This window comes from Cryobacterium sp. PH31-L1 (assembly GCF_030063145.1).
Lineage (GTDB): Bacteria > Actinomycetota > Actinomycetes > Actinomycetales > Microbacteriaceae > Cryobacterium.
The window spans coordinates 1-11,661 of record NZ_JASISM010000017.1 but is presented as its reverse complement, the minus strand read 5'-3'; the positions used below and the strand labels follow the sequence as shown (position 1 = coordinate 11,661).

Sequence of the window (11,661 nt, the reverse complement as noted above, 5' to 3'; positions counted from 1 at the left end):
CCTCCAAGGCGTCAGCTATCGACTCAAGAGCCACCAGCCCGCCGCTGATACGGCATAGTAGAAAACACAGATAGTGGTCCTGTTTTCAAACGGCACTATTGGCCCTGTTTTGGCTCGGCGTTAACAAAGGACAACCAACAAACGCGGCGCCGGCGAAATAGTATCCACGAATGCGAACGTGGCCACGGTGGTGAACGTCCGCAATCGGGAACCTCTTACGGTCTCGCATGCCAATCGTCGTGACGCGCCTAGGGGTCTTGCATGTGCGTTCGAACTTCCGCCTCGGTCATGAATCGGAGTGACTTCCATGCCTGAAGCACCTCGTTCGGCGGTGCGAAACGTTGGCCGTCCTCCGCCTGGATGTTTTCGCTGACCGTCGCCTGTAACGCGATCAGGACACCATCCTCCATTCGCTCGTATCCGGTACCGTCGGTTCGCTTCCATACATCCTGGTCTCGTACGCACCACATGGCGCAGTCCTGCACGCTATCCGCGTCCTCAAGCCCCATGTTGGCTGCAGAGAGACAGCGAGAGCATGTCGATCTGACCTACTGATTCCGGCGCCTCGCCAGTCGGACGTGTCAATCATGTTTTGCTGAAGCGCCCGGTGAACGTGAAGGATTCGCCCTGTTCCACGTCGACAGTGATGGTGTACTGGTCTTCGTTTGTCGGCAGGGTCATCTGGTACCCACCGCTGCCTCCACACGTGCCAGCCATGAATACGCTCGAGCTCTCTACGAGGACGACATCAAATTCACCGCTACTGCAGGTGAATTCCGTGAGAAGGTACAACGCGTCAGGAGAGGGGTTCGGAATGGTGAACGTTGTCGGTCCGGTTCCCGCTTCGCTGACCGAGGGCCACTCAGGTGGCTCAGCGGCGGCCGAGGGAACGGTGGTTGCGACCGCAGTGTCAGGCGCACCACCGGGCGCGACTGCGGCGCAACCGGCCAGCATCCCGGCAGCCAGGAATGCCGTGGCAAGTGAGGCGATACGTGCAAGGTTTCTCATAGGGCTCTTCTCCTTCATTAGTGCTGCCGAGGCAAGGTTTGACGGCGAAGATTCACGCGGTGGTTGCTGTTTGGTCTGACAGCACCCTGGATCCGCGCTGCTCGTCCTCCGCTTCGGACAGTGCCACACGCAATCGATTCTTCGCTCGTTCGTATCGGCCTCGGGCGGTGGATTCGGTGACGCCCGCAATTTGGGCTGCTTCAATGAGCGTGAAGCCATCCCAGTGAACGAGCCGGACGAGTTCGCTTTGATTGTTTGGAAGCAACTCCAATGCCGCGCGGACATCGAGTATCACGATCGTTTGATTCTCCTCAGATGAGGATCGGCGTTGGCTGGTCGCAAGCCGCTCGCGCAGAGTGTCGGCCAACGCTAACCGTCGTCGGCGCCCGCGGTGGTGGTTGGCGAGCACGCCGCGCGCCGTGACGAACATCCACATTCTTGATTGTTCGGCGTCGTCGGGAATCCTGTCGCTGCGCCGCCAGGCGACTAGGAACGTCTCACTGAGGAGGTCGGCAGCATCTTCCGGTGGATCTACACGACGGGCCAGATAGTTCAACAGATCAGAGGCGAGCCGCTCGTGCAATTCTCCGATGCGTTTACGCATCAAGTCCTTCTGGTTACCCCGGGCGTGCCGGGTCACGGGGTAGGACCGTCACCGCAGTGGCCGACCGCCGAAAGCGACATTCCCGGTTTGAGATGTCCTGCATCGAGGAATGCCGCGGAAACCTGGTCGGACACGGATGTTGTCAGAATCGCAGATTTAGACAATCCCTGCCGACGCATCATGTCGCGCTCCTTCGGCGTCAACATACGAAGGTCGCCTTGAACGAGCGACCAGTCATTGCTCGAGAGGAATGCCTGCGCGTCGTGCAGGTTGCGCGCCGCCTCGGCATCCGGGGTGGAGTCATCGATATCGACGCGCATGATAACCACGCACGATTGACTCTTGTCGCTGAGGGCCACGGGAAACTCGCGCTCGATGACGAGATCGGGCTCCCAAGGCGCCCATTCCAAGAGTGCCGGTACGGCGGCGACCGCCGTTGCACCGCCGAGCGCGAATATGGCGCTTAAGCCGGCGACGAGTTTGACCCGGTGATTCCAACGGCGCGTGGTGGAACGTTCGTCAGCCGCGATGGCAATTGCCAGCAACTTAGCTTCGTCAGCAATGGCTACGTCGTCGCCCGGGGCCCACGTTCGAGTCGTTCCCAGAACGCGGTCGAGTTCGTCATCCACGCGAGTACCCCCCAAGGCATGTCGAAGACCTTTACCTTGTACATGTCCGGCCACCACAACAATTCCACACTAAGACCGAAAAGAACTATCTACGTGTCCATGACTGGTCGGCACCATCTGTCGGCATTTCGGTCTACGCCAATAGGGGCACTCGAAGTGGCGCTTTTCCTGGCCGGGCCTTCGAGCGCGGCGACAGACGCGGATTCCGACGTCCGGCGTCCGCACCTTGGCGATCCGTGGGCGTCTCTGAGGGACGTCGAGCGCCACAAGTTTCGGGCCCAACCATCCGGTAGCGGGGTTCGCCGACGCTGTGGCGCAGGGGAACCCTCACGGAGAACCGCTTGCGACTGAATTGCTCGTCGTGGGCGCCGGATACCAGGGTGCGTGCCACTCGTACTTCCTTGCTAGAGCGTCGAAATCCAAGGTCAGCGCTTCCTCGAGCTGAGGGGTAGTTTCGTTAATGCGCATCCCCATCACTTCTCGGCCGGTCAGCTTTGTGTTGGGCCACGCAAGATCTCGCCGCGCTTCGATCATGAAATCAGAGACGAGTCGGATGGTGATCATTGACGGCGGGTTGGTGCTCGATGCAACCCGGAATTTGTAGAAGGCCCGCACTGCGTCGTCGGAACCCCATACCGAAACAAACGTCTGGAAGTCGGACATGACCTCCCCCGCGCCCGCGAGCGCCGCTTCCGTCTTGCCCGGTGTCATCATGTCCCCAAGCACTTCAAGCATCGGCTGGTAGAGCTCAAACTTCTTCTGAGCTATGCGCTCTTCAAGTGCCCGTAATCGCGCCGCCTCATGTTCCGCCGCCTTTGCTCGACCAGCAGAACGCGCCGACCAGATGCCTGCAAAGACACTCACTACCGCCGGAAGCGCAATCGTGAGGATTTGGATCCAAAGAGGAAGAGTCATGTGCGAAGCCTATCTACGGGCGAAGGGCGGGTGCTTGCCGAGTGCGAAGCAAATGTTGGGTGCCAATCCGGCCATCCGGTCCGGACCGGATAACGCGAATCACAGTGGGAAGGCCTCATCCAATAGACGTCGCGTTTCGAATGAGGGACCATCAGCGGACGCGAAATTAGGTCCTCCAAGAGGGGCCAATTGTCGGAGCTCGCAGCCTAGGAAGGGTACCCGGTTGGGGGCCGCTTGCGGGATTGTTCTTGACCCCTCGACCGGCCGAAGTGCACCGTTCGAACTATGAATGAATTTCTGATCGGATACGCACGCGTGTCCACGAACATGCAAGATCTCACCGCCCAACAAAACGCCCTGGAAGCCCTCGGCGTTAGATCGAACCTGATCTACACCGACCACGGACTCACCGGCACCAACCGAGCACGCCCCGGCCTCCGCGAAGCACTCGCCGCCTGCCGGAACGGCGACACCCTCGTCGTCGCCAAACTCGACCGACTTGCCCGCTCTCTCCGGGATGCGAAAGACATCATCGACGAACTCACCGTCAAGGGCGTCAAACTCAGCATCGGCGGATCCGTCCACGACCCGACCGACCCGGTCGGGCGCCTGCTGTTCAACGTCCTCGCGATGGTGGCAGAGTTCGAATCCGACCTCATCCGCGCCCGAACACGCGAAGGGATGCAAGTCGCCAAAGCAAAAGGCCACCTCCGCGGCAAACAGCCGAAGTTGTCGCCAGCGCAACAACGTCACCTGATGGAAGTGCACCTCGCGGGGACGCATTCCACGAGCGAGCTCGCTGAATTGTTCAACGTCGCCCGCTCCACCGTCTACCGCACCGTCCAACGACAGTCGGTCGACCGCTGAAACATACTCGCCGGCTCCCGTTGCCGAGCCAAACAAGTCAGCAACGGGACAGCCGACCCCAGGGGCGGCAGCAGTCATTTCCAGGGTCGAGCCGTGTCACAGGGGAACCCTTCGAGGAACGCATGAACCGGTTGCGGACCGCTCAACTTCCCGTCCTGTCCGAGAGAATCGAAGTATCGGTCTCAGGGCAGCACGTCACTTTTGATGTCCGCAGTGTGGACGATTATCTTGTTGCCGACGCCACTGTGGATTGTCAGCACATCGTGCTGCGCACTCACGGTATCGGTTTAGAAGAGCTGAAAATCGCACCCATCGAAGACATCGAGCCCTACCTCGAAGGTCGCAACGCACTGATCAGACAAGCGCGCGCCGAACATGGAATCATCGACCCCGAGTAGGCAGCCCGACGACACCAGGAGAACGCCAGAATCTGATCGTGTCTGTGCCCGCAGGCGAACCTCTACCGCAACACTCTGTGTGAACGGATCGCCCGTAGTGCTCGCGACTTTCGGTCAGCGAGAGTCAGCGGTGAGTGAGTTCGCTTGGACTCGCGTTCGTCGTCGGGTGATGCCCCAGTGCGTGACTCGGCCGATCGCTTCGATCACAATGCGTGAGGACATCTTTGAGTTGCCGTGAGCGCGCTCAATGAATGTGATCGGGACTTCCACGATGAAAGCGCCCGAGCGTTCAACATTCCACGCCATCTCAATTTGAAAACTGTAGCCATGGGAGGAGATCTCACGGCGGAGGACCTCGGACAGCGTTGTGGCCCTGAACGCGCGAAACCCGGAGGTGATATCGCGCAGTTTGCTACCGAGCAGGAGCCGCGCATACAGGGTGCCTGCGCGGGAGATGAGTTTGCGGCGACAGGGCCAGTTGAGCACACGACCTCCAGGCATCCATCGTGTTCCAACTGCCAATCCAGCCCCAGCTTCGACAGCGGTGAGAAGGAGGGGAAGTTCTTCCGGCTGATGGGACCCGTCAGCGTCCATCTCGACGATGACTTCATAGTCTCGTTGCAACGCCCATTCGAATCCGGCGATGTAGGCGGCACCCAAACCAGCCTTCCCGGGGCGTTCGAGGACGAAGAGTCTCGATTCTTTGGCTGCTACAGATTTTGCCAGTTCGCCGGTGCCGTCAGGGCTGTTGTCGTCGACGATGAGAACATGCAGTACTGGGTCAGCGGCAAACACCCGTTCGATGATGGCTTCCACCGTCTCGGCCTCGCAGTACGTAGGTACTACAACGAGTGTTCTCAAGTGATTTTCTGTGGCCCCCATCGGGACCACGTTAGCGTTCATACAGGGCGATGACGGAACGATTCGTTTTGTGCGAGCTGGTGTCGAAGAACCCCATCGTGTGGAAGGCCGCGTTTATCTTCCGGGCAGCATCGGTACCTGTTGAGACGGCCGTGACAACCCAGATGCGTTCGAGTCCCACCAGCTTCGACTCGATCTCATCGAGTGATCGTGTTTCATCGGAAAAAGTACCCGTCGTTGTGAAAGGTGCCTCGAATGCAATGTCTTCGGTGCTGGTGAACGCCGCCGGGTAGGCGTAGAGAGCTAGTCGCGGCCTGAGCGTGGATTTGCCCGTATCCTGCAAGTAGATTCCGTCGCCCTGGGCCGCGTTGGAGCGAATGTAGTTGGCAATCTGGGAGAGATCACTGCCGCCGTCCTTCGCGAACGGTTTTCGCTGGGAGATGTAAGTGGGTGCGCTGGCTAACACGAGAACGCCAACCAATGCCCAGACGACCATCGCCCGCGCCGATAGCGTTAAAGCAATCGCCAGAAGAACGGCGACTGCCGGAGCGGTGAAGGAAAGATACCGGGCGTTGTACAGAGGGCCCACAAGGGCATCAGCGGTCAGGAGCAGAACCAGCGGAACCGAAAACCAGGACGCAGCAAGCCGAAATGCGCCTCCATGCGGTCCTGCCCAAAATCTTCGACACCGAAAAGCGAGCACGAGCAAGGCGCACCACGCTAGTGCCGCAACAAGCCAGGAACTATCAAACGCTGGCTTCGCGAAAATAGTCCAGATAGTGACGACCGGCAGGTCGGATAGCCATGCAATCTGCTCCTTCTGCTGGACGCTCACAACAAGAATTGGGAGTGCCGCCACCACGGCGCCGGATGCGGCGAACAACCACGCCGCGAGCACGCGGCGTGCGCGATAGTCCAGAAGCAAGAAAACAAAGTGAACGGCGAGGATGAGCACGGTATATAAGAAAATATAGGTTCCGGCTGCGACAATGACCGCGTAAAGGGCCCACCAGCGCCAGTCTCTGGTGCGCGCGGCCACCAGAAGGACGATGGTGGCCCACGTTACAACAGCTGCACTCAGCGCAAACGAGCGAGCTTCGATACCCATGGAGGTCGTACGTGGGAGCACAGCAAAGATCACGCCTGCCATGACGGCAACTCTCATGCTCGTCATGGACGTGACCAAGACGACCAGCCCTGCAGCCGCAGCCCCAACGGCAAGCGCGAAGAACGACCGTGTCGCCAACTCGGACTCGCCGAACACGCCCACCCAGAACTTCAATAGGGAGTAGTACGCGGCGTGCACCGCATCCTTGTGTTCGACAAACGCAAAGAGCTCCTGCCAACTGAGCCGGACCGCCCGAAGCGTCGCGACCTCGTCACTCCAAAAAGCGGGAACCCCGGAGCCAGCGATTGAGATGACAAAAGCAACCAGGCCGACGACCGCAGCTGCTTGGTTCGTCCTGCCTGGAGTATGAATGTTTACTTCGCCCGCGAGATGGACTCTCGAAACCACAAGTGGAAGTGCGTGCACGATTGGCCCCCAGATCCATTTCTGAGCCTATTCCATATAATCCTTTGGCGAGGCCACGCACGTCCCGCAAGCCGGACCCCCACTGCGACAGTTATTGACCTGTTCAGAGCAGAGCGGGATGGTTTCGCCATGGATGGATTACTAATTGGATACGCACGCGTTTCCACAGAGGAACAAGATCTCACCGCCCAACAAAACGCCCTCGAACGACTGGGCGTTAGATCGTCACTGATCTACACCGATCACGGTCTGACCGGAACGAACCGGGCCCGACCCGGGCTTCGCGAAGCGCTGGCGGCCTGCCGTGCCGGAGACACTCTCGTCGTCGCCAAACTCGACAGACTCGCACGATCACTCCGAGATGCGAAAGACATCATCGACGAGCTGACGGCCAAAGACGTCAAGCTGAGCATTGGCGGAGCGGTGCATGATCCGAACGACCCGGTCGGGCGTCTCCTCTTCAACGTCCTGGCAATGGTCGCTGAATTCGAGTCCGATCTGATCCGCGCCAGAACGCGGGAGGGAATGCAGGTGGCCAAAGCGAAAGGACGGCTTCGCGGTAAGCAGCCCAAGCTGTCTGCGGCGCAGCAGAAACACCTGATCGAAGTCCACAACGCCGGCCTTCACTCCAGCGCGGAACTGGCGGAACTTTTCAACGTCGCACGGTCGACCGTTTATCGCACTATTCAACGTCAGTTCGAATCGGGCCACTGATCGGGGCCCTCAACAGTTTTCTCGTTGCCGGGCCTGCTGGTCCGGCAACGAGAAGCCTGCGCGAGGGGCCATTTGTAGATTTGAAGATCGCTTGTACATCTGGGGAACGGAACGTACGCTTGAAACATGTACACCACGGTCCCCGTCAGCGTCTCTGATGCACGCGACCAGCTCGCATCCATCATCGACCGCGCTCATACCGAGCACGAGCCGGTCTTCTTGTCTCGCCGCGGGCGGCGAGTTGCGGCTGTTATCGACGCCGACGATTTGGAGCGTCTCATTGAACTGGCCGAAGACATGGCCGATATTCGTGCCGCTGAGGAATCCCGTGAAGAGATGCGTCGCACGAAAAGCGAACCGACTCCTTGGGAACAGGTGAAAACAGACCTCGGCCTCGTATGACTTACTCGGTGAAGATCGCACCAGCCGCTGAACGGCAACTGCGCAAGTTCGATCCGCCAGTCCGCCGGAGAGTTCAAGCAGCGATCGACCTCCTGGCAGACGATCCGCGGCCACCCAAGGCGATCCAACTCGTTGGAGGCTCTGGCGAATGGCGGGTCCGAACGGGCGACTACCGCATCATTTACGAGATTCACGACGACATGTTGATCGTGCTCGTCCTCCGCCTTGGACATCGACGCGAGATATACGAAGCCCGATAAGTGATCCCGCAATACGAACGCCCTACGGGACGAGCTCTTTGAAGTGAGGTCGGCTTCTCGCGCATCTACCTAATTGCTGCCGATGAAGGAGAGGGGTCGGGTCGATTTTATAACGCCATCAAAGGGAACGGGCGCAAGAGGGGGGTCCCGTGACTAAAGCGCCATCAATTGGATGGGGCCATGAGTAATAAGATCACCAGGCGTCTTATCCCGGTCATTTCTGCATTGTCTGTCGCCGCTTTTTTTCTTTTTGCGGCGCTCTGGGTGAACGGGAACTTTCCGTTCCCCATTGCGCTCAGCATTGGAATCGTGCTCGGCACAGGTACCTATCTTGCTATGGCTAAGGGATCGCCCCGTAAAGCCTAGTCTGACCTGAGCCACCGGCGCGGGTCCGCAGGCAAACTCTCTGCGGGAGGCGCCGGAGAACAGGTACCGTCATGTTCAGCGTGGGCACCATGCCCTCGAAAGGGGAGAAACAATCTTTGGCTTGAATGGTCTCCATACACTGGTCATCGTCGGTGTGATCGCCATCATTGCACTCGTTATGATCGCCGTCGTTGTTGTCGCAATTCGGCTCGCGCGAAAAGGCGGCAACCATTCGCTGCCTTCATCACCTGATCCTGTCGAACAGATTCAACGACTTGCCAAGCTGCGTGACGATGGCCTACTTTCGCAGGCAGAATTTGAGACGAAACGAGCAGAACTTCTGGGACGAATCTGACGCAGGGCTGCTGCCCCACTGCGGAGCTTTGAACGTCCAAGCACTCTCGCAAATGGAAGGCTAACCGAGCGCGAAGCCGGAGGCACCGAGCATCCACAAAGGTGCAACGACAGGGCAGAGCGCCGAGCGCGGCGCCCTCACTCATACCCGTCCACCGGGCGCAACAGAAGGGGAGCACCAATCTATGCTCCCGCTCTGTGGAATCGTTCAGGCAAACTGTTGACGCACGAATATGCCCTTGCTATTTAGCTCCTCGTTGAGATCTGCAACGATTCGGTTTCCTTGTGTCCTCCAGGCCTCGCGGTCTGCCGGATTATCCCAACCAATTCCCGGTTCGACATGTATTTCCCAGAAGTCGTACCATTCTCCGATTTGATCCTCGAGTTGCGCAGACGCGCCGAGTTCTGTTGCTGTTGGAGTGTAGTTCTCGCTACCATCTTCCCAGAGGCACCACCGCGCCCCATAGTCAGGGAAAAATCTGACTACGCGATGCTCTTCAACGCCCATGTCTTCTCCGACTTGTTAGCAGGATATCGCCGATTGAGGGAACGCCGTCAAAAGACGGTCGTTCGTGTTCGACCAGCCGGCTCGGGCCCGGAACGAATACACGGTTTGTCCGGTCTGGGTATTCCAGAAAAATACTTCCGTCACGCCACATGATGTCTGGCTAATCGAATTTCCACCCTTGTACTCAGGCCAAGTGATGGCTTCTCCCGCCGCCGCCGCCATGAGGTCGTCCCAGGATTCAACTCCCTGGGCCTCGGACCCCCAGCCGGCTTGACGTGCTGCGTTGAGCTGTACCTGCCACTGGCCCTCGTGCTTGGCGCGAATGTGCTTGTATCCCCATCCCGAGTCCGGGTTGTCCGGGCTGCCCTCCCCACACTTGAGCCTCACATCGTGCCCAACCCCGTCCCAGTAATGGTTGTACTCGGCGAAGACGTCGTCGGAGTGATTGAGTGAGAAGCAGCCATACCACTGATCCCAATCGATGAGCTGCGGCGTCACGGACTCTTTCGCAGAAGGCGGCGTGGGCAAGGTCGCTGTAGCCAATCGGATTTCCTCTTCGGTCATGGCCACGAATTCGCCAGCAACCATACGTCCCATCTGAACGACGCCAGCACCAGAAGAATCAGTAGCCGCCGCCGACGCGGCCGCGGCCGCAGAGGGTGCCAGCCCCGTCGTGACGAGCGCTGCCAATGCTGCGACCGCCAGGGTGGAACGAATTGCACGGTGGAACTTGTTCATCGTAGTCATCTAAACTTCCCCCAGTTTATATGTAATTGCAAAGCATTGCTCTGTCTTCTCTCACGCTACAACAAGTCTTCATACAGTGTCGAGGCGTCCTCCTCCGATCACCGACTTCGCTAACAGAGTGAAACGTGTCAGCGACGGTTAGGAATAGGCACTTGTTAAGCTGAGATCGTCTCTTAGACGCCGAAGTTGCGGGATGCATTGATGGCTTAGTCCTGCGTTTCTCGAGACCTTCCTTTGGCCCAATAGCTCTACTCGCTGAGCCAGCGGTGAACTTTTGCGCGATCGATATTTGAACTGTCGGAAGAGAAACGGTAGGTCGATTCCATCCCGCTACCGACTACAATTTCCACAACCGTAGGACACTCTGTCGTCAACCTCCCGGAACCATCTATTGAGGAGTCAGGCTGGTTGCAGACCCGGGAGCTGAGCCTACGAATCGTCGGTTGACGCCTGTCCCGCAAGCCGGACGCTCATCGGGACCGCATCGCGTGAGGCCAACCCTGTCGACGTCTGCGCTGAGATCCCCGTAAGGCGAAGGTCCTACAGGACACACCCCATCTCGAGAAAGCCTGATGGCTTCAGGATGCAATTACGAGGGTGACCCGGGCCGCTTCCTCAGGGCCTCCACAACGCTTGGTACCGCCGACTCGGACCCAGGTGAGCGTCACGTCCTCGTCGGCGAGGACGACCCCACTCGCTGAGAACGCACGGAGTGTCACTTTGAACCGTCCATGATTTCCTTCTGCTTTCTTTAAGTCAAAAGGATTTGGTTATGCCCGAGAAATACCTAGCACCCTGATTGCGCGCTGTCGAGTTGCTTGATGGATATTGAAGGCCGGGTATACCGTGAGGGAACGCACAAAAGCGTTTAGGGGGGAATAGATAAGCAAATCGCAGTCGACAATGCAGATGAGGTCGACAATCAAGTAATAATCGTCGGCGCTTGTATCTCGTCCCGGCGATACAAGAAATGGGGTAAAAATGAAAATTCAGAAGATAATTGCGGCAGCGAGTGTCGCCCTGTTACTGACAGGTCTGGGATCTAGCGCGGTATACGCCGACAGTCCCGAGAAAACCAAGCGTTCCGACACCATCGTTGTAAGTGGCCAGCAACTTGGTCCTGAGGATGGACTCAGAGTGGTCACCGAATCGCACGCAATTACACCGGGCGACAACCCTGTCGGGACTACCTACCCGACCACCCCGCCAAAGGGCGCTACAACCCAGCTCGTCTGGGGGTCAAGCTATGCCTACTCGCAGGAATACCATTACATCCAATACACCGGATACGCCAAAGCTGCCGGGAATGTGTATAACGGAGAGCGAATCGTTAGAGTGTGTTTCTGGTGGACACAGGGAAGTAGGACCTCCCTACGTGTCAGGGTTGGGTGAGGCCAGTAGCTAAGAGCAAGTCCGCCGTGTGACGTAGGGCGAGAATCAGGAATCATCACCATGTCCAGCCCGTCTTTGATCGCCGTGCGCGACGATAGTCAT

General features: G+C 58.5%; 15 protein-coding genes. 7 read left to right on the top strand and 8 right to left on the bottom strand.

Annotation, left to right across the window (positions count from 1 at the left end; translation table 11 throughout):
• Positions 1-585 precede the first annotated feature (585 nt).
• The 4 genes from QMF22_RS17110 to QMF22_RS17095 form a co-directional block, all read right to left on the bottom strand.
• A complete protein-coding gene (locus QMF22_RS17110; protein ID WP_283455857.1) occupies positions 586-1,008 on the bottom strand; it encodes a hypothetical protein in 423 nt (140 codons plus the stop codon).
• A gap of 52 nt (positions 1,009-1,060) precedes the next feature.
• Positions 1,061-1,612, bottom strand: coding sequence for an RNA polymerase sigma factor (locus QMF22_RS17105; protein WP_283455856.1), 552 nt, complete (start codon positions 1,610-1,612; stop codon positions 1,061-1,063).
• 32 nt (positions 1,613-1,644) lie between these two features.
• Positions 1,645-2,241, bottom strand: coding sequence for a hypothetical protein (locus QMF22_RS17100; protein ID WP_283455855.1), 597 nt, complete (start codon positions 2,239-2,241; stop codon positions 1,645-1,647).
• A gap of 327 nt (positions 2,242-2,568) precedes the next feature.
• Positions 2,569-3,156: a hypothetical protein gene (locus tag QMF22_RS17095; RefSeq protein WP_283455854.1), complete on the bottom strand. Its 588-nt coding sequence runs from the start codon at positions 3,154-3,156 to the stop codon at positions 2,569-2,571.
• 285 nt (positions 3,157-3,441) lie between these two features.
• On the opposite strand from QMF22_RS17095, the gene QMF22_RS17090 reads away from it, so the two are divergent.
• Together QMF22_RS17090 and QMF22_RS17085 are read left to right on the top strand one after the other, a co-directional pair.
• On the top strand, positions 3,442-4,023 hold the full coding sequence (locus QMF22_RS17090; protein WP_283455853.1) for a recombinase family protein: 582 nt from the start codon (positions 3,442-3,444) through the stop codon (positions 4,021-4,023).
• A 122-nt stretch (positions 4,024-4,145) separates the two neighbouring features.
• The gene (locus QMF22_RS17085; RefSeq protein WP_283455852.1) at positions 4,146-4,421 is read left to right on the top strand and encodes a hypothetical protein; all 276 of its coding nucleotides are present in this window, start codon (positions 4,146-4,148) and stop codon (positions 4,419-4,421) included.
• A gap of 114 nt (positions 4,422-4,535) precedes the next feature.
• Here the strand turns inward: QMF22_RS17085 and QMF22_RS17080 are convergent, their stop codons facing one another.
• Positions 4,536-5,303, bottom strand: a complete 768-nt coding sequence (locus tag QMF22_RS17080) for a polyprenol monophosphomannose synthase (protein ID WP_349357113.1) — start codon at positions 5,301-5,303, stop codon at positions 4,536-4,538.
• A 10-nt stretch (positions 5,304-5,313) separates the two neighbouring features.
• Positions 5,314-6,816 carry a glycosyltransferase family 39 protein gene (locus tag QMF22_RS17075; RefSeq protein WP_283455851.1) on the bottom strand — a complete coding sequence of 501 codons (1,503 nt, stop codon included), beginning with the start codon at positions 6,814-6,816 and terminating at the stop codon, positions 5,314-5,316.
• A 129-nt stretch (positions 6,817-6,945) separates the two neighbouring features.
• Between QMF22_RS17075 and QMF22_RS17070 the strand changes: the two genes are divergently transcribed.
• The 5 genes from QMF22_RS17070 to QMF22_RS17050 all read left to right on the top strand — a co-directional run bounded on the left by QMF22_RS17070 (position 6,946) and on the right by QMF22_RS17050 (position 8,913).
• A complete protein-coding gene (locus tag QMF22_RS17070) occupies positions 6,946-7,530 on the top strand; it encodes a recombinase family protein (RefSeq protein WP_283455858.1) in 585 nt (194 codons plus the stop codon).
• 126 nt (positions 7,531-7,656) lie between these two features.
• Entirely contained in the window at positions 7,657-7,932 is a 276-nt protein-coding gene (locus QMF22_RS17065) for a type II toxin-antitoxin system Phd/YefM family antitoxin (protein WP_283449888.1), read from the top strand.
• Positions 7,929-8,192, top strand: a complete 264-nt coding sequence (locus QMF22_RS17060) for a type II toxin-antitoxin system RelE family toxin (protein ID WP_283455850.1) — start codon at positions 7,929-7,931, stop codon at positions 8,190-8,192. The genes QMF22_RS17065 and QMF22_RS17060 overlap by 4 nt, the downstream gene beginning before the upstream one ends.
• 180 nt (positions 8,193-8,372) lie before the next feature.
• The gene (locus tag QMF22_RS17055; RefSeq protein WP_283455849.1) at positions 8,373-8,558 is read left to right on the top strand and encodes a hypothetical protein; all 186 of its coding nucleotides are present in this window, start codon (positions 8,373-8,375) and stop codon (positions 8,556-8,558) included.
• A 121-nt stretch (positions 8,559-8,679) separates the two neighbouring features.
• Entirely contained in the window at positions 8,680-8,913 is a 234-nt protein-coding gene (locus QMF22_RS17050) for an SHOCT domain-containing protein (protein ID WP_283455848.1), read from the top strand.
• Between the two features lie 207 nt (positions 8,914-9,120).
• On the opposite strand, the gene QMF22_RS17045 is transcribed toward QMF22_RS17050, so the two are convergent.
• Both QMF22_RS17045 and QMF22_RS17040 read right to left on the bottom strand, forming a co-directional pair.
• On the bottom strand, positions 9,121-9,420 hold the full coding sequence (locus tag QMF22_RS17045) for an immunity protein CdiI family protein (RefSeq protein WP_283455847.1): 300 nt from the start codon (positions 9,418-9,420) through the stop codon (positions 9,121-9,123).
• A gap of 15 nt (positions 9,421-9,435) precedes the next feature.
• Entirely contained in the window at positions 9,436-10,167 is a 732-nt protein-coding gene (locus QMF22_RS17040; protein WP_283455846.1) for a hypothetical protein, read from the bottom strand.
• Positions 10,168-11,661 lie beyond the last annotated feature (1,494 nt).